Origin of the sequence: Gordonia amicalis, from assembly GCF_022059885.1 — a bacterium.
GTDB lineage: Bacteria > Actinomycetota > Actinomycetes > Mycobacteriales > Mycobacteriaceae > Gordonia > Gordonia amicalis.
In genome coordinates this window covers 3,561,764-3,577,919 of the sequence record NZ_CP091855.1, presented here as the reverse complement: position 1 = coordinate 3,577,919, position 16,156 = coordinate 3,561,764, and the positions used below count along the sequence as shown (strand labels likewise).

The 16,156-nt window shown below is 69.0% G+C and carries 14 protein-coding genes; 10 read left to right on the top strand and 4 right to left on the bottom strand.

Features of this window, described 5'->3' with window-relative positions; all coding sequences use genetic code 11:
- Nucleotides 1-61: 61 nt before the first annotated feature.
- The 5 genes from secD (at nucleotide 62) to IHQ52_RS16300 (ending at nucleotide 7,754) form a co-directional block, all read left to right on the top strand.
- Nucleotides 62-1,756, top strand: a complete 1,695-nt coding sequence (gene secD, locus IHQ52_RS16320) for a protein translocase subunit SecD (RefSeq protein ID WP_024497169.1) — start codon at nucleotides 62-64, stop codon at nucleotides 1,754-1,756.
- Nucleotides 1,753-2,961: a protein translocase subunit SecF gene (gene secF / locus IHQ52_RS16315; RefSeq protein ID WP_024497168.1), complete on the top strand. Its 1,209-nt coding sequence runs from the start codon at nucleotides 1,753-1,755 to the stop codon at nucleotides 2,959-2,961. Before secD ends, secF begins: the two co-directional genes overlap by 4 nt.
- A 10-nt stretch (nucleotides 2,962-2,971) precedes the next feature.
- Complete coding sequence (locus IHQ52_RS16310; RefSeq protein WP_024497167.1) at nucleotides 2,972-4,687, top strand: ABC transporter substrate-binding protein; 1,716 nt, start codon at nucleotides 2,972-2,974, stop codon at nucleotides 4,685-4,687.
- Nucleotides 4,688-4,727: 40 nt separating this feature from the next.
- Nucleotides 4,728-5,303, top strand: a complete 576-nt coding sequence (locus tag IHQ52_RS16305; RefSeq protein WP_024497166.1) for an adenine phosphoribosyltransferase — start codon at nucleotides 4,728-4,730, stop codon at nucleotides 5,301-5,303.
- A 75-nt stretch (nucleotides 5,304-5,378) separates the two neighbouring features.
- On the top strand, nucleotides 5,379-7,754 hold the full coding sequence (locus IHQ52_RS16300) for a RelA/SpoT family protein (RefSeq protein WP_024497165.1): 2,376 nt from the start codon (nucleotides 5,379-5,381) through the stop codon (nucleotides 7,752-7,754).
- Between the two features lie 375 nt (nucleotides 7,755-8,129).
- Here IHQ52_RS16300 and IHQ52_RS16295 read toward each other — a convergent pair whose 3' ends face one another.
- The gene (locus IHQ52_RS16295) at nucleotides 8,130-9,050 is read right to left on the bottom strand and encodes a peptidylprolyl isomerase (RefSeq protein ID WP_024497164.1); all 921 of its coding nucleotides are present in this window, start codon (nucleotides 9,048-9,050) and stop codon (nucleotides 8,130-8,132) included.
- A 228-nt stretch (nucleotides 9,051-9,278) separates the two neighbouring features.
- On the opposite strand from IHQ52_RS16295, the gene IHQ52_RS16290 reads away from it, so the two are divergent.
- Both IHQ52_RS16290 and hisS read left to right on the top strand, forming a co-directional pair.
- Nucleotides 9,279-10,025, top strand: a complete 747-nt coding sequence (locus IHQ52_RS16290; RefSeq protein WP_024497163.1) for an MBL fold metallo-hydrolase — start codon at nucleotides 9,279-9,281, stop codon at nucleotides 10,023-10,025.
- The gene (hisS, locus tag IHQ52_RS16285) at nucleotides 10,022-11,287 is read left to right on the top strand and encodes a histidine--tRNA ligase (protein ID WP_024497162.1); all 1,266 of its coding nucleotides are present in this window, start codon (nucleotides 10,022-10,024) and stop codon (nucleotides 11,285-11,287) included. Before IHQ52_RS16290 ends, hisS begins: the two co-directional genes overlap by 4 nt.
- Here the strand turns inward: hisS and IHQ52_RS16280 are convergent.
- On the bottom strand, nucleotides 11,268-11,936 hold the full coding sequence (locus IHQ52_RS16280) for a TetR/AcrR family transcriptional regulator (protein WP_024497161.1): 669 nt from the start codon (nucleotides 11,934-11,936) through the stop codon (nucleotides 11,268-11,270). The two genes, hisS and IHQ52_RS16280, sit on opposite strands and share 20 nt — an antisense overlap.
- Before the next feature lie 111 nt (nucleotides 11,937-12,047).
- On the opposite strand from IHQ52_RS16280, the gene IHQ52_RS16275 reads away from it, so the two are divergent.
- Genes IHQ52_RS16275 through IHQ52_RS16270 form a run of 3 tightly spaced genes read left to right on the top strand, consistent with a single transcriptional unit; the run spans nucleotide 12,048 to nucleotide 13,536 of the window.
- Complete coding sequence (locus tag IHQ52_RS16275) at nucleotides 12,048-12,620, top strand: hypothetical protein (RefSeq protein WP_316249287.1); 573 nt, start codon at nucleotides 12,048-12,050, stop codon at nucleotides 12,618-12,620.
- The gene (locus tag IHQ52_RS23705) at nucleotides 12,572-12,724 is read left to right on the top strand and encodes a hypothetical protein (protein ID WP_316249286.1); all 153 of its coding nucleotides are present in this window, start codon (nucleotides 12,572-12,574) and stop codon (nucleotides 12,722-12,724) included. The genes IHQ52_RS16275 and IHQ52_RS23705 overlap by 49 nt, the downstream gene beginning before the upstream one ends.
- Nucleotides 12,721-13,536, top strand: a complete 816-nt coding sequence (locus tag IHQ52_RS16270; protein ID WP_024497160.1) for an SDR family oxidoreductase — start codon at nucleotides 12,721-12,723, stop codon at nucleotides 13,534-13,536. The genes IHQ52_RS23705 and IHQ52_RS16270 overlap by 4 nt, the downstream gene beginning before the upstream one ends.
- Nucleotides 13,537-13,539: 3 nt before the next feature.
- Here IHQ52_RS16270 and IHQ52_RS16265 read toward each other — a convergent pair whose 3' ends face one another.
- Together IHQ52_RS16265 and ypfJ are read right to left on the bottom strand one after the other, a co-directional pair.
- Nucleotides 13,540-15,210: a DUF885 domain-containing protein gene (locus IHQ52_RS16265; RefSeq protein WP_035760020.1), complete on the bottom strand. Its 1,671-nt coding sequence runs from the start codon at nucleotides 15,208-15,210 to the stop codon at nucleotides 13,540-13,542.
- 21 nt (nucleotides 15,211-15,231) lie between these two features.
- Nucleotides 15,232-16,086 carry a KPN_02809 family neutral zinc metallopeptidase gene (gene ypfJ, locus IHQ52_RS16260; RefSeq protein WP_024497158.1) on the bottom strand — a complete coding sequence of 285 codons (855 nt, stop codon included), beginning with the start codon at nucleotides 16,084-16,086 and terminating at the stop codon, nucleotides 15,232-15,234.
- Nucleotides 16,087-16,156: the final 70 nt, after the last annotated feature.

Genomic DNA, 16,156 nt, shown 5'->3' with positions numbered 1-16,156 from the left:
TGGGTCATGCGGTCCCAGCATCCTCGGCCGGTTGACGTTCCCAAAGGAGACCTGAACAGCTGTGACTACTCCTCGTTCGACTGCAAAGGCGGACAAGCCCGCCGGCAAGCGGTCGCGACCGAGTCGAGAGATCCCGCCGTGGCGTCCGCTCGTGGCCTTCCTCGCGCTCCTCGCCGTCGTGTACGGGCTGATCTACTTCACCGGTCCCCAGACGCTCGAACCCAAACTGGGCATCGACCTCCAGGGCGGAACCCGGGTGACGCTCACCGCGCGCACCGAGGACGGCAAGGAGCCGACGCGGCAACAGCTCGACCAGGCCAAGCAGATCATCGAGCAGCGTGTGAACGGGCTCGGTGTGTCCGGCTCCGAGGTCGTCGTCACCGGCAACAACCTCGTGATCACGGTGCCCGGCGAGGACGGCGCGCAGGCCAAGTCGCTGAGTCAGACCGCGCGGCTGTACGTGCGGCCGGTGGTCGGCGCCACCGCGGCGACCCCGCAGCCGCCGAAGCCGGAGGACCAGACCGCGAAACAGGCCGACGCGATGCCCACCGAGGTGGCCGCGGCGGCGATCGCCGAACAGCGCAAGCTCCGCCAGGCCCCCGGCGACGCCAAGCAGGAACAGCTGGTGCCGCTGCAGGAGCAGATGGCGAAAATGGACTGCTCGCCGACCGCCAACGACCCCCTCCGGGGCAACGACCTGCCCGACCAGTACCTGGTGGCCTGTTCCACCGACGGCAAGGAGGTCTACCTCCTCGGCCCGCAGATCATCGACGGTCGCGACATCAAGGACGCGTCCGCCGGCACCGATCCGCAGACCGGTGAGTGGGTCGTCACCCTCGAGTTCAAGGGCAAGGCGGCGGACTTCTGGCCCAAGTACACCGCGCAGGAGGCCCCCAACCGCACGCAGACCGCGTTCACCCTCGACTCGGCGGTCGTCTCGGCGCCGGCGATCAACGAGCCGATCCCCGGTGGCCAGACCCGCATCAGCGGCAGCAGCGCCGACCCGTTCACCGAGAAGTCGTCGAACGAGCTCGCGAACGTGCTGAAGTACGGCTCGCTGCCCCTGTCGTTCAATGCCTCCGATGCCGAAACCGTCTCGGCGACACTGGGTCTCTCGTCGCTGAAGGCAGGTCTGCTCGCCGGCGCGATCGGTCTCGTCGCGGTGTTGATCTACGCGCTGGCCTACTACCGGATGCTCGGCCTCCTGACGACGCTGTCACTGGTGCTCGCCGGTGCGATGGTCTACGGCATCATCGTGCTGCTCGGACGCTGGATCGGGTTCACGCTCGACCTCGCCGGCATCGCCGGTCTGATCATCGGTATCGGTATGACCGCGGACTCGTTCGTCGTCTACTTCGAACGCATCAAGGACGAGATGCGCGAGGGCCGGAGTTTCCGTTCGGCCGTGCCACGCGGTTGGGCCAGCGCCCGCCGCACCATCTGGTCGGGTAACGCGGTCAGCTTCATCGCCGCCGCGGTGATCTACATCCTCGCGATCGGCGAGGTGCGCGGCTTCGCGTTCACGCTGGGCCTCACCACGATTCTCGACGTCATGGTCGTCTTCCTGGTGACCCACCCACTGGTGGTCTACGCCAGCCGGTCGGCGTTCCTGTCCAAGCCGAGCGTCAACGGCCTCGGCGCGGTCACCGAGGTGGCCCGCGAGCGAAAGGTCGCAGCCCGCCGCCAGGCCGAGGCCACCGGCACCGAAGCGGCCCGCGTCGACGCGTCCACCAGCGAGAAGGGGACTGTGCGATGACCCGTCCGGACAACCCGAACAAGGACGCGCGGGAGACCACCGGCACCACGGTCGCCGAACCGCCGGCGCCGTCCACCGGGACCGACGCCGACTTCGTCTCCGACACCCGGCGAGGGTTCTTCGCCCGGCTCTACACCGGCACCGGCGCCTTCGAGATCGTGGGCAAGCGGAAGACCTGGTACATCGTCACCGCCGTGATCATGCTGATCTGCCTGGCGTCCATCGCCATCCGCGGGTTCACCTTCGGCATCGACTTCGAGGGCGGCACCCAGATGTCGGTCCCCGTCGTCTCGTCGGAGGTCACCGCGGACTCGGTCGAGAAGGTCGTCGCCGAGGCCCTCGGCGAAGAGCCCGAATCGGTCCAGACCGCGGGCGCCGGCGACAGCGCCACCGTGCAGGTGCGCACCGAGACCCTCGACATCGCCCAGGCCGAGGCGGTCACGCGCGCGCTCGCCACGGAGTTCGGTCCCGAGCTGGCACCCAACGAGGTCAGCATCTCCGACGTCAGTTCCACCTGGGGCCGTGAGATCACCGAGAAGATGGTTCTCGCGCTCGCGGTGTTCCTGGTCATCGTGTTCGCCTACATCGCCGTCCGGTTCGACCGGGAGATGTCGATCGCGGCCATGGCATCGCTGTTCTTCGACATCGTGTGCACCGCGGGTGTCTACTCGCTGGTCGGCTGGGAGGTGACGCCGGCGACGGTGATCGGCCTGCTGACCATCCTCGGCTTCTCGCTGTACGACACGGTCGTCGTGTTCGACAAGGTCGCCGAGAACACCCGCTCGGTCCTGCAGACGACGCGTCGTACCTACGGCGAGCAGGCGAACCTCGCCATCAACCAGACCCTGATGCGATCGATCAACACGACGATCATCTCGGTGCTGCCGATCATCGCCCTGATGGTCGTGGCGGTGTGGCTGCTCGGGGTCGGCACGCTGAAGGACCTCGGCCTGATCCAGCTCGTCGGCGTCGTGGTCGGCGCCTACTCGTCGATCTTCCTCGCCGCGCCGCTGCTGGTGACGTTGAAGGAACGCCGTCCGGACGTCGCCCGGCACACCACGAAGGTGATGAACCGTCGTGCCGGGATCACGTCCGGCGCCGGCTCGACCGACACCGAGCGGCCGGTGCGTCGTCGCCGCGGCGCGGCCGACACGGACGACACCGACCGGGCGGTACCGACCGGCAAACGCCGTCGCAACCGCTAGTCTCACCGACGTGATCGTCAGGCACCGGGAGTTCATCAGGGTCCTGAGCCTGCTCGTCGGGGTCGTCACGGGCGCGGGCGTCCTGACGGCGTGCGGGGACGACGGGCCACCGACCCTCGACTACGTGGTCGACGCCCACGTGACCAGCTACAACGCGAACACCGTGGACGGCAACGCCGACGGAGTGATCATGGCGACCAGTCGCCTCCTGCCGGGTTTCAGCCTGCTCGGACCCCGGGGGCAGGTCATCCCGGACCGCGACGTCGGCACCGTGACCCGGATCCCCGGACGCGCCACGGCGCTGCGGTACGAGTTCACCCCCGAGGCCGCCTTCACCGACGACGTCGCCCTCGACTGCGACGACCTGGTGTTGGCGTGGGCAGCGATGAGTGGGCGCTTCCCCGGTTTCACGCCGGCGACGACGGCCGGGTACCGCGACATCGAGAAGGTGGAGTGCGCGCCCGGCGCGAAGTCGGCGACGGTGACGTTCGCGCCAGGACGTGAGTACCGCGACTGGCTGTCGCTGTTCGGCGCGGGCACGTTGCTGCCCGCCCACGTGGTGGCCCGCGAGGCCGGAGTCGCCAACGTCGTCGACCCCATCCGGGCGATGGACCGCGGTGCGCTGGCCCGCATCGCCACCGCCTGGAACACGGGCTTCGATCTGACCTTCGGTCCGGTCGACCATGCGCGGTTCCCGGCCTCCGGGCCCTACCGCATCGACCGCTACTCACGGTCGGGCGGACTCGTCCTGATCCCCAACGAATCGTGGTGGGGCGACAAGCCCGAGACCTCGCGCATCGCGATCTGGGGCCGCGGCACCGATTCGGCGCGCCGCCTTCCCGACGGGAAGTTCGACATCGTCGACGTCACCGCGGGAATCGTGGAGGGTGACATCGCCGGCACACCCGGCGCGGACGGACCGGCCTCACCCGCCCGGGCGCTCGGCGTGGAACAGGTCGTGCTCGCGGGACGAGGCGTCTTCGGGGACGTGCGGATGCGGCAGGCCTTCGCCTCCTGCGTTCCGCGTGCCGACCTCGCCCGTGACTTCTCCGGCGGCGCCCAGGTGTGGAATCTGCGCGTGCTCGCACCCGCCGACAACCTCGCCGGGCCGATGAACACCGAGTTCGGCCGCGCCTACCAGCGCCCGGATCTCGAACGGGCACGGACGCTGCTGCGCGCCGCGACCGGTCAGGGCGCGGGGGACGGGACATCGACGACCTCGGGTCTGCAGCCGCGTCGTGTCCGCATCGGGTACGTGGCGCCGACCCTGCGGTGGCAGCAGATGGTGGCGGCCATCGCGGCGTCCTGCCGGGAAGCCGGATTCGTCGTCGAGGATGTCGCCACGCCCGACGTGCAACCAGAATCACTGGGCAAGGATGTCGATGCCCTGATCACCGCCGGGGGAGACTCCTTCGCCGCATCCGGCGCCGCGGACCCGAGCCGGGACGCCTACACGCTGCGCGGCGGTGACCCGCTCAACCTCTCCGGCACCGGGGGCCCTCAGGTCAGTCGTGGGATCGACCAGTTCGCGGTCACCGTGTCCGTACCCGACCGGCTCCGTCTGGTCCGCTCGATCGAGAACGCGAGCTGGTCGTCGATGCCGTCGATCCCCCTGTTCGCCGCGCCGCGCATACGGCAGTGGAAGGATCAGGTGGGTGGCGTCGCGGCCGGACTCAGTCGCGCAGGCACCGGGTGGAACATGGATCGATGGACGATCGGCAAATGACGGTCGAGTGGCAGTGCAGACAAGCGGTAGGGGAGAACTGATGGGTGGCGTGGTACCCGAACGGACCGCGGAAGCGGTGGCACGTGCCCAGGCGGCGATCGCCCGGCACACCCGCCTCGTCGACGACTTCCCGAGCGCCGGGATCGCCTTCAAGGACCTGACACCGGTCCTGGCCGACGCGGAGGGATTGTCCGCGATCGTCACGGCCCTGACCCACGGCTGCGGCGCGATCGACCTCGTCGCCGGCATCGACGCACGCGGCTTCCTCCTCGGTGGTGCGGTCGCCCGCGAACTCGAGGTCGGGGTGCTCGCGGTGCGCAAGGGCGGCAAGCTGCCGCCTCCGGTGCACGCGGTCAGCTACAGCCTCGAATACGGCAGCGCGACGCTGGAGATCCCCGCCAACGGTCTCGACCTGAGCGGGCAGCGCGTCCTTCTCGTCGACGACGTGCTGGCCACCGGCGGTACCGCGGTGGCCGCTGCGGGTCTGCTCAGCCGGGCCGGGGCGAGTGTCACCGGCGTCGCGGTGATCATGGAGCTCGTCGGGCTCGGCGGGCGCGACACGATCGCTCGCGGGCTGGGCCCAGAGGTGCCCGTCCACTCGGTGGCGCTCGACTGACGGTCGCGGGTGACCGAGGATCTAGACTCGATTGAGACCACGACAGGACACGGACCATACGGAGGAGGACCGGCGATGCCCGATGAATCCGGCACGGCTGAGCGCTCCGTGACTCCCGCGGCCGACTCGTCTGCCTCGCCGGTCGGCGAGGGCACCGGACCCGGCGTCCCCACCGCGACGTCGACCTCGACCTCGCCATCCGCCTCGCGGCGCGTGCGCGCCCGTCTGGCCCGCCGCATGACCGCCACCCGCAGCCAGGTCCGGCCGGTCCTCGAGCCCCTGGTCACGCTGCACCGCGAGATCTACCCGAAGGCCGACGTCGCCCTGCTGCAGCGGGCCTACGACGTCGCCGAGGAGCGCCACAGCGGACAGAAACGCAAGTCCGGCGACCCGTACATCACCCATCCGCTGGCGGTCGCGACGATCCTCGCCGACCTCGGCATGGACACCACCACCCTGATCGCCGCACTGCTGCACGACACGGTCGAGGACACCGGCTACTCGTTGCAGGCGCTCGAACGTGACTTCGGCCCCGAGGTCGCCCATCTCGTCGACGGCGTGACCAAACTCGACAAGGTCGCGCTGGGCAGTGCCGCCGAGGCCGAGACCATCCGCAAGATGATCATCGCGATGGCCCGCGACCCGCGTGTCCTCGTGATCAAGGTCGCCGACCGGCTCCACAACATGCGGACGATGCGCTTCCTCCCGCCGGAGAAGCAGGCGCGCAAGGCGCGCGAGACGTTGGAAGTCATTGCGCCGCTTGCGCATCGGCTCGGTATGGCGACCGTGAAGTGGGAGCTCGAGGACCTCTCGTTCGCGATCCTGCATCCCAAGCGCTACGAGGAGATCGTGCGTCTGGTCGCCGACCGCGCCCCGTCGCGTGACACCTACCTCGCGCGGGTGCGGGCCGACATCAACAACGCGTTGTCCGCGGCGCGGATCCACGCGACGGTCGAGGGGCGTCCCAAGCACTACTGGTCGATCTATCAGAAGATGATCGTCAAGGGACGCGACTTCGACGACATCCACGACCTGGTCGGCATGCGCATCCTGTGCGAAGAGGACCGTGACTGCTACGCCGCGGTCGGCGTCGTCCACTCGCTGTGGCAGCCCATGGCGGGACGCTTCAAGGACTACATAGCCCAGCCGCGCTTCGGCGTCTATCAGTCGTTGCACACCACCGTGATCGGGCCCGAGGGCAAGCCGCTCGAGGTGCAGATCCGGACGCACGAGATGCACCGGACCGCCGAGTTCGGCATCGCCGCGCACTGGCGCTACAAGGAGAACGGCTACCGGAAGTCGGGCAAGAAGTCCGACACCACCGAGATCGACGACATGGCGTGGATGCGCCAGCTGCTCGACTGGCAGCGTGAGGCCGCCGACCCCGGTGAGTTCCTCGAATCGTTGCGGTACGACCTCGCGGTCCGGGAGATCTTCGTCTTCACGCCGAAGGGCGACGTGGTCACCCTCCCGGCCGGTTCGACGCCGGTCGACTTCGCCTACGCGGTCCACACCGAGGTCGGTCACCGCTGTATCGGTGCCCGCGTCAACGGCCGGCTGGTCGCGCTCGAACGCAAGCTCGAGAACGGCGAGGTGGTGGAGGTGTTCACCTCCAAGGCGCCCACCGCCGGCCCGTCGAAGGACTGGCAGACCTTCGTGGTGTCGCCGCGGGCCAAGGCCAAGATCCGCCAGTGGTTCGCCAAGGAACGCCGCGAGGAGGCCCTCGAAGCCGGTAAGGATGCGATCGCCAAGGAGGTCCGCCGCGGCGGACTTCCGTTGCAGCGCTTGCTGTCGGCGGAGTCGATGGCGGCGATCGCCAAGGAGCTGCGGTACACCGACGTCACCGCGCTGTACACGGCGGTGGGGGAGAATCATGTCTCCGCACGGCATGTCGTCAACCGGCTCGTGGCATCTCTGGGTGGTATCGAGGACGCGGAGGAGGCGCTCGCCGAGCGGTCCACACCGTCGACGATGCCGACCCGCTCGCGTCAGGGCGGGGATGCCGGCGTGGTCGTCGACGGCGTCGACAACGTGGTGATCAAACTCGCCAAATGTTGTACGCCCGTACCAGGCGACGACATCATGGGCTTCGTCACCCGCGGCGGCGGTATCAGCGTGCACCGCACGGACTGCACCAATGCGACCTCGCTCCAGCAGCAGTCGGAACGGATCCTCGACGTGTCGTGGGCGCCGTCCCCGGAGTCGGTCTTCCTCGTCGCCATCCAGGTCGAGGCCCTCGACCGTCACCGCCTGCTGTCCGACGTCACCAAGGTGCTCGCCGACGAACGCGTCAACATCCTCTCGGCGTCGGTGACCACCAGCCGCGACCGCGTGGCCATCAGCAAGTTCACCTTCGAGATGGGCGACCCCAAGCATCTCGGCCACGTGCTCAACGTGGTCCGCAACGTGGAGGGCGTCTACGACGTCTACCGCGTCACCTCGGCGGCGTGACCTCGATACGCGGCGTCCTCGCTACGCTCGGTCGACGCTACTCGGCCAGCGGGGCGCTGGTTGAGCCGGCACCGAGCGCGGCGAGGAACCCTCCTGCTGGTTGAGCCGGCACCGAGCGCAGCGAGGAACCTCCCTGCTGGTTGAGCCGGCACCGAGCGCAGCGAGGAACCTCCCTGCTGGTTGAGCCGGCACCGAGCGAAGCGAGGAACCCTCCCGCTGGTTGAGCCGACACCGAGCGAAGCGAGGAAACCTCCCGCTGGTTGAGCCGGCACCGAGCGCAGCGAGGAGCCGTGTCGAAACCACAGATCCCGTTGCGTCTTGTCCCGGTAGCCGGGCCAGAACGCAACGGGATCTGTGTCGTCGGAGCCGGTTTCGCTAGTCGATGACCGCGGTCTCGATCGTCACCGGGAGCTTCGGCTTGCCGTCGCCGGGTTGGCTGCCGGCCGGGCCGGGGGTGATGCCGCCGGCGTAGACCTTGTCCAGCACGGCGAGGCCGGGCTCGTCGACCTTGCCCACGATGGAGTAGTCGGGACCTAGTTCGCTGTCGTTGATCACGATGAACAACTGGCTGGACCCGGTGTTCGGGTTCTGCCCGCCCTGGCTGCTGTTGGCGATCGCCACCGTGCCGCGCGGGTAGACCACCGGCTGCGATCCGCTCATCGGGTCGGGCTGTCCGACCTTCTTCAGGTCGGTCGGTGGCTCGTCGGGGCTGGTCCAGCCGGGCCCGCTCATGCCGGTGCCGGTCGGGTCGCCGCACTGCAGGATCTTCAGCTTGTCGCTGGTGGTCATGCGGTGGCAGGTCGTGTCGTCGTAGAACTTGTTCTCGATCAGCGAGGTGACCGCGGCGACATTGCACGGGGCGCTGTCACGTTCCAGTGTGACCGGCAGGACACCCTGGGTGGTCGTGAAGGTGGCCTGCTCGGTGCCGGACTTCAGGACCTTGTCGTCGGGCTTGGGGGACTTGCGCTCGTTCTTCGCCGCCGCCTTCAGCTCGTCGAGTTCGGCCTGGTACTGCGGCTTCTGATCGGCCGGCACGGTGTCGGGAACCTGGTCGGGGAGCTGGTCGAACCGGCTCGGCGAGTCCTCGAACGCGCAGGTGGTCCAGCGTGCGGCCTCCCGGTCGTCCATGATCTTCTTCACCACGACGGCGGTCACGCCGGCGACGACGGCGACCACGACGGCGGTCGAGACCGAGGCGATGACGATCTTCCGCTTGCGCCGTGCGAGACGCTCGGTTTCGAGGCGTTCCTCGAGCTTCCGCTTGGCCGCCTCGCGGCGCTCCTCATTGGTGGTCACGCGGGTGGATCCTCCTGAATCCCGGCATAGTCTGCCGACGATCTGCGCGGACGTCACTTACTCGAGAGGCAAGTGTGCCAGTTGTACCTGAGAACAGCGTTCAGTGGGTGGTGGAGTGGGGTGTCGCGGCACGCGTGCCAGCGCGACCGCACCGCCTGTCGGCCGCCGTGGGCAGCTAGGACACAATGGAGGGACCCGCGACCCGATCCGAGACCCTCGAGGAGTGCCATGCTGATCACCGGATTCCCTGCCGGCATGTTTCAGACGAACTGCTACCTCGTGGCGGCCGAAGCCGGATCTGATGCGGTGATCATCGACCCGGGCCAGGACGCCGCGCCGCGCGTGCGCGAACTGCTCGCCGAGAACGACCTCACCCCGGTCGCCGTCCTGCTGACCCACGGCCATCTGGACCACACCTGGAACGCCACGCAGTTGTGCGACGAGTACTCCATTCCCGTCTACATCCATGCCGCCGACCGGCCGATGCTGACCGATCCCGGCCTGGGCATCGGGCGCGCGCTCGGCGCGATGATCGGCGACGAGAAGTTCCGCGAACCGGAGAAGGTCGTCGAGTTCGACGACGGTGAGCCCGTCGAACTCGCCGGCATCCACTTCTCGGTGGACCTCGCACCCGGCCACACCCAGGGCTCGGTGCTGTTGGGCATCGAGGTGACCGTTCCGGGGGAGCCCGGGTCCGACGCTCCGACGACGGTCCCGGTCTGCTTCTCCGGTGACGTGTTGTTCGCCGGGTCCATCGGACGCACCGACCTGCCCGGCGGCAACCATCAGCAGCTGCTCGACTCCATCGCCGCGAAGCTGCTGCCGTTGCCGGACGACACCCTGGTGCTGCCCGGGCACGGACCGCAGACCACGATCGCGCAGGAACGCGCTGCAAACCCCTTCCTGGTCGACCTTCGGGCACCGGGAACCGACACCATCGCCACTGATCGACCGAAGGGACGACACGGACTGTGAGCGGAGCATTTCAGGCACCCCGGGGTATCCCGGACTACTTCCCGCCGAGTTCGGCGGACTTCCGGAAGGTGCGGGACACGCTCACCGACGCGGCGCGTCGTGCGGGATACGGACACATCGAGCTGCCGATCTTCGAGGAGACGGCGCTGTTCGCCCGCGGCGTCGGCGAGTCGACCGACGTCGTCAGCAAGGAGATGTACACCTTCACCGACCGCGGTGACCGGTCGGTGACGCTGCGACCCGAGGGCACCGCGGGCGTGGTGCGCGCGGTCATCCAGCACGGCCTCGACCGCGGTCAGTTGCCGGTCAAGGTCTGCTACGCCGGACCGTTCTTCCGCTACGAGAAGCCGCAGACGGGTCGCTACCGGCAGCTGCAGCAGGTCGGCGTCGAGGCGATCGGCGTCGACGACCCGGCACTCGACGCCGAGGTCGTGGCCGTCGCCGACGAGGGTTACAAGCGACTCGGACTGTCCGGCTATCGCCTGGAGATCACCTCGCTCGGTGACGATGCGAGCCGTCCGCGCTACCGGGAGGCGTTGCAGGAGTTCCTCTTCGGGCTCGATCTCGACGAGGCGACCCGTAAGCGCGCCGAGATCAACCCGCTGCGCGTGCTCGACGACAAGCGTCCGGAGATCCGTGAGGCGACCGCGAACGCGCCGTTGCTGATCGACTACCTGTCCGACGAGTCGAAGACGCACTTCGACCTCGTGCTGGCCAACCTGGACCGCCTCGGCGTGGCCTACGAGATCAACCCGCGACTCGTGCGCGGCCTGGACTACTACACCAAGACCACCTTCGAGTTCGTGCACGACGGTCTCGGCGCGCAGTCGGGCATCGGCGGCGGCGGACGCTACGACGGACTGATGCGCCAGCTGGGCGCCAAACAGGATCTGTCGGGCATCGGTTTCGGCATCGGTGTCGACCGCACGATGCTGGCGCTCGAGGCCGAGGGTGTCGCCGGCACCCAGGCGGCGCGCTGCCAGGTCTTCGGCGTCCCGCTCGGTGCAGACGCCAAGGCTGAACTCGTCGGCGTCGCAGGCTCATTGCGTGCTGCGGGCATCAGCGTCGACATCGCCTACGGCGATCGCGGACTCAAGGGTGCGATGAAGGCCGCCGACCGCTCCGGCGCGCGTCTCGCGCTCGTGCTCGGCGAGAACGAACTCGCGGGGCGCCGCATCGAGATCAAGGATCTGGGCAACGGTGAGCAGCAGCAGGTCTCGCTCGACGACGTCGTCGCCGAGGTCACCCGCCTCCTGGGCTGAGGCGCGAGCGCGCCAGATCGCTCGCGGACGCGCCTATTCCGAGCCATAGTTCGGCGAGGTCGTCGGCAAGTTGCTCCCGGCTGACCGGGAGGGTGCCCTCGGCCCACGAGAGGATCGCCTGGGCCGTGCCGCCGATGACGAAGGCCGGCGCGGTGTGGGCGAGGGAATCGGCCTCGAGTTCGACGCCGTGGATGGTCCGCGCGTGTTCGACGAGGATCGCGGTGAGGCCGGCCATCGCGTCGCTTCGCCGGGTGAGCGCGGCAGGTGTCCCGGCTGCCCCGCCCAACAGGATTCGAGCCTTGCGCCGATCGGTGCCGAGCACACCGATGATCGCGTCGACCGCTCTGCGGGCCTGTACGTCGAGGGGGGCGTCCAGCGATGCCAGGTATGCGGCGATCGCCGACTGTGCGACCTCGGTCGAGATGGTGTCGATCACCGCGTCCGCGAGGGTGTCGAGATCGGGGAAGCTCTCGTAGAAGTAGCGCTTGTTGAGGCCGGCATCGGCGCAGATGCCGGCCACGGTCGCCGCCCGCCACCGTCCTTCACTCATGAGGGTCGAGGCGACGTCGACGAGCGCCGTGCGTCGGCGCGCGGACCTGTCCGCGGCGGACTCGCCGCCGTAGCTGCGCTCGCTGCTCGTCGAACTCACCGGCCCATCCTTCCATCCGCGATGCCTCGGGTGTTGACACCCCACACCCTATCTGGCACATTTCGGTACCACATGGATGTGGCACGCGCTGGTACCAGAAATGAGGATGCGATGAGTGCAGAGTTGACCACGGCCGATCAGAGACGCGGAGGGGAGCGGGCGCCGCTCGCCATGCTGTCCGAACTTCGAGCGCTTGCCGCCGACCATCCGCACCGGGCGCGCGTGGAGACCTGGAACTATCTGCGCCAGTTGGGATCTCGTCAGGACCGGGAAGCTCTGCGGTTGTTGTTCGGCGAGGGTGACGAACCGGAAGGCCTCGACGGCAAACTCGAAGGCCAGATCGTCGGCAAGCTGTTCGGGATCCACGAGGCCGCGCTGGCCAATCCGCTGATGAAGATCGATCCCACGTGGCGAGGGAAGTCGTTCGACGCGCGGGCGGGTACGGGTCTCAACCGGTTGTCTCCGATCGCGGCGGTGGTCATGCCGATCATCACCGCCGGCCACCTCGGTCTGCGCTACGTCGACGGTGAGATGGAGGGGTTCCACTTCGACCATGCCCCGGACATCGGGCTCATCGAGCCGCGGGTCCGGGTGCGGCCCTCGATTACGGTGTCCCGCAGTACAACAACCCGGCGGTGCGCACGTTCCCGATCCGCCGGACCCGCGACGAGATCGTCGAACTGACACCGGGCGTGTACCTCGGTCGTGCGCTGCTGTTCGCGTCGGACGAGGACGTGCGCCTGATCGCCTACTTCGCGCTGCGTCAGCCCGTGGGCAGCCCGCTGTGATCGCGCTTGCGGGTGCTCGCGTCTGCGTGACCGGCGGTGCTCGCGGGATCGGTGCCGCGACCGCCGCGGCGCTGGTCGAGCGTGGGGCGACGGTGTGGATCGGCGACCGTGACCTGGTGGCGGCCACCGCGACCGCCGACCGGCTCGGACCCCGGGCACACGCCCATCATCTCGATGTCACCGACACCGACTCCTTCGCCGGGTTCATCGACGCGGCCTCGGCACGCGGGCCGGTCGACATGCTGGTCAACAACGCCGGAATCCAACACATGGGACGTCTCGTCGACCAGGACCTCGACGCGTTGCAGCGCGAGCTGGACATCAATCTCGGCGCGGTGCTGACGGGCACCCGCCTCGTTCTGCCCGAGATGATCGAGCGCGGACGCGGCCACGTGGTCAACGTGTCGTCGATGGCGGGCAAGATCACCACGCCGGGGATCGCGACCTACTGCGCCTCGAAGTTCGGGGTCGTGGCGCTCTCACGGGCGGTCCGCGCCGAACTGGCGGGCACCGGTGTCACGTTGACGACGATCATGCCCGCGGCCACCCGCACCGACCTCACCTCGGGGGTGCTGCTGCGACTGCAGCCGACGCTCGATCCCGCGGAGGTGGCGGCGGCGATCGTCGACAGCGCGCGGCACGGCCGGGGAGAGGTCACCGTCCCGCGGTACCTCGCCGGCATGGGAGTCCTCGAGGAACTCATCCCGTCGCCGATCATGTGGTGGCTCAAGAGGTTCGTCGGGGGAGTCGACTACGGGGCCTTCGACCCCGCCAGGCGGAAGGCCTACCTGGACCGCAGTCGGGCGTCGTAGGGGTCAGGCCTCGTGCCGGCCGGTCATCTCGTCGGCCAGTACGTCCAGCGACACACCGCCCAACGCCAGTGCGCGCGAGTGGAAGTCCTTGAGCGTCCACTCCGGATGAGCGCTCAGTGCGGCGTGCCTGGTGTGCTCCCAGACCCGTTGTCCCAGTGCGTATGACGGCGCCTGCCCGGGCCAGCCGAGGTAGCGGTCGAGTTCGAAGCGCAGCACCGAGTGGTCCATGGCGACCGAGGCGGTCAGGAACTCCCAGGCCTTCTCCGCGTCCCAGATCCCGCCACCGAGCGGCTCCGGAGCCGGCAGGCGGCAGTGCACACCGATGTCGACGACCACCCGGGCCGCGCGCAGCCGCTGGGAATCGAGCATGCCCATCCGATCGCCCGGATCCTCGAGCCAGCCGAGTTCGTCCATCAGCCGCTCGGCGTAGAGTGCCCAGCCCTCACCGTGTCCCGAGGTGAACGACGCCAGCTTGCGCCACGCGTTGAGGTCGGGATCGACGATGGCCGAACCGAGTTGGAGATGATGGCCGGGGACGCCCTCGTGGTAGACGGTCGTCTTCTCCTGCCACGTGTGGAAAACGGTCTGGTCGTCGGGGACCGCCCACCACATGCGGCCCGGCCGCGACAGGTCGGCGGTCGGCTGGGTGTAGTAGATGATCCCGGTCGACGACGGCGCCAGGCGGCATTCGATGCGGGACAGTCGTTCCGGGATGTCGAAGTGGCGGCCGCCTAGTCCGGCGACGGCGGCGTCGGAGGTCTCCTGCATCCACTCCACGAATTCGTGACGATCGTGGATCTGGTACTGCGGCTGCCGATCCAGCCAGGCGAGGGTCTCGGCGACCCCGCGTCCGGGGAGGAGCCCCTCCGCGATCTCGTGCTGCTCGGCGACGATCTGTTCGAGGCGCGTGATCGCCCACGCGTAGGCCTCCTCCGGATCGGCGTCGGCGCCCAGATACGACGGCAGGTGGAGCAGGTAGCGGTCCCGGCCCACCGCGTCGTCGTCGACGGCGGACGGGAGGACCTGGGTCTCGAGGTAGTGGGCGAAGGTGCCGAACGCGGTCCGGGCCGCGTCGAGGGCGGTGCCCAGCGTGCCGGCGAGCGCCGGGTCGTCGGCGATGGCCCCCGTGTTCTCGGCGATGGCATCGGTGGCCGAATCGGCCTGCCGGACCACCGCGGCGACCTGACGGCGCGCGATCGGGGGACCGTGCCGCAGTCGGTGTGCCAACCCGTCGACGGCCCGGTTCAACGCGCCGGGGATCGCGGTGAGGCGGGCGAGGAACACCTCGCGATCGGACCGGGTGTCGGTGGGCATCAGGTCGAAGATGTCCCGCATGGCCTGCAGCGGTGAAGCGATGACGTTGCACTCGCCGATGTGCTCACCCGCGTCCGCGAGGGCGAGTTCCCGTCGCAGTGATGCGGTCATCGTCGCGACGGTCACCCGGTCGATCGCGTCGGCGACGGGAGCGTCGGCCAGTGCGGCCAGGGTGTCTGCGGCGACCGCGGCCCGTTCGGCACACCCGTGCGCGGAGAAGTCGGTCAGCGCGTCGTTCCGGCCGTCGTACCCGATCTCGGTGCTCAGCAGCGGATCGAGCTCGCACAGTCGATCGAGGTGGGCCTCGGCGATCGCGTCCACTTCGGTGCGTCGACGGGGACTCGTGGGGGTTGCGGCCATGGGGGTCATCTCGACATCGCGTCAGAGGTCGTTGGTGGCGAAGGTGTCACACCGGTTGGGGTCGCCGGACTGGTATCCGATGCCGAACCACCGCGCACGCTGCGTGGCCGAACCGTGCGTCCAGCCCTCCGGGTTGGAGCCCGGTCCCTGGATGGTGTCGTCGCCGATCGCCTTCGCGGTCTGGATGACGGTCGTGATCTGCTGCTCGGAGATGGGGGCGAGCAGGGCATCGGGACCGTCGTCGGCGTGATTGGCCCAGACGCCGGCGAGGCAGTCGGCCTGCAGTTCCACGCGCACCGACCCCGAGCGCGGGCCCTGCGAACCCATCCGCTGGCCCTTGGCGAGGGCACCGGTGAGGTTCTGCACGTGATGCCCGTACTCGTGGGCGACCACGTATTCCTGGGCGAGCGGACCGTCGCTGCCGCCCATGCGGCGCAGCTGCGTGAAGAAGGACGGATCGAAGTAGGCGGTACGGTCGGCGGGGCAGTAGAACGGCCCGGTCGCCGCACTGGCCGCGCCGCACCCGGTGTTGACCGAGTCGGCGAAGATGACGGTCTTCGGCGGCTGGTAACCCGGCATGAGGTCCGACCACACGTCGTCGACGCTGACCGTGGTCGCCTTGATGCGGCAGATGGTGTTCTCGTTCGCCATCTCATAGGTGCAGGCGTCGAGCTGCTGCTGGATCTCGGCCGCAGCCGACGACGTTCCCTGCTGGCCGGTCTCGCCGCCGAGTAGTTCGCCGGGGTTCACGCCGAACAGCAGGGCGACGATGGTGATGAGCAGCCCTGCACCGCCGCCGAGCGCGATCCGCCCGCCACCGCCGCCACCGCCGGAGACGTTGCCGGTGTCGATCGATCCGCTGCCTTGGAAGGTCACGCGGTCATTCTGGCACGCCGTGGTGCCCGCGCCGGACATCTCCGGGTGGCCGGATTCGGGGCACCGACGC

Bases quoted from the DNA above. Each gene is read 5' to 3' on its own strand.
- secF (WP_024497168.1), top strand. From the start codon at position 1,753: ATGACCCGTCCGGACAACCCGAACAAGGACGCGCGGGAGACCACCGGC.
- IHQ52_RS16305 (WP_024497166.1), top strand. From the start codon at position 4,728: ATGGGTGGCGTGGTACCCGAACGGACCGCGGAAGCGGTGGCACGTGCC.
- IHQ52_RS16300 (WP_024497165.1), top strand. From the start codon at position 5,379: ATGCCCGATGAATCCGGCACGGCTGAGCGCTCCGTGACTCCCGCGGCC.
- IHQ52_RS16290 (WP_024497163.1), top strand. From the start codon at position 9,279: ATGCTGATCACCGGATTCCCTGCCGGCATGTTTCAGACGAACTGCTAC.
- IHQ52_RS16275 (WP_316249287.1), top strand. From the start codon at position 12,048: ATGAGTGCAGAGTTGACCACGGCCGATCAGAGACGCGGAGGGGAGCGG.
- IHQ52_RS16265 (WP_035760020.1), bottom strand. From the start codon at position 15,210: ATGGCCGCAACCCCCACGAGTCCCCGTCGACGCACCGAAGTGGACGCG.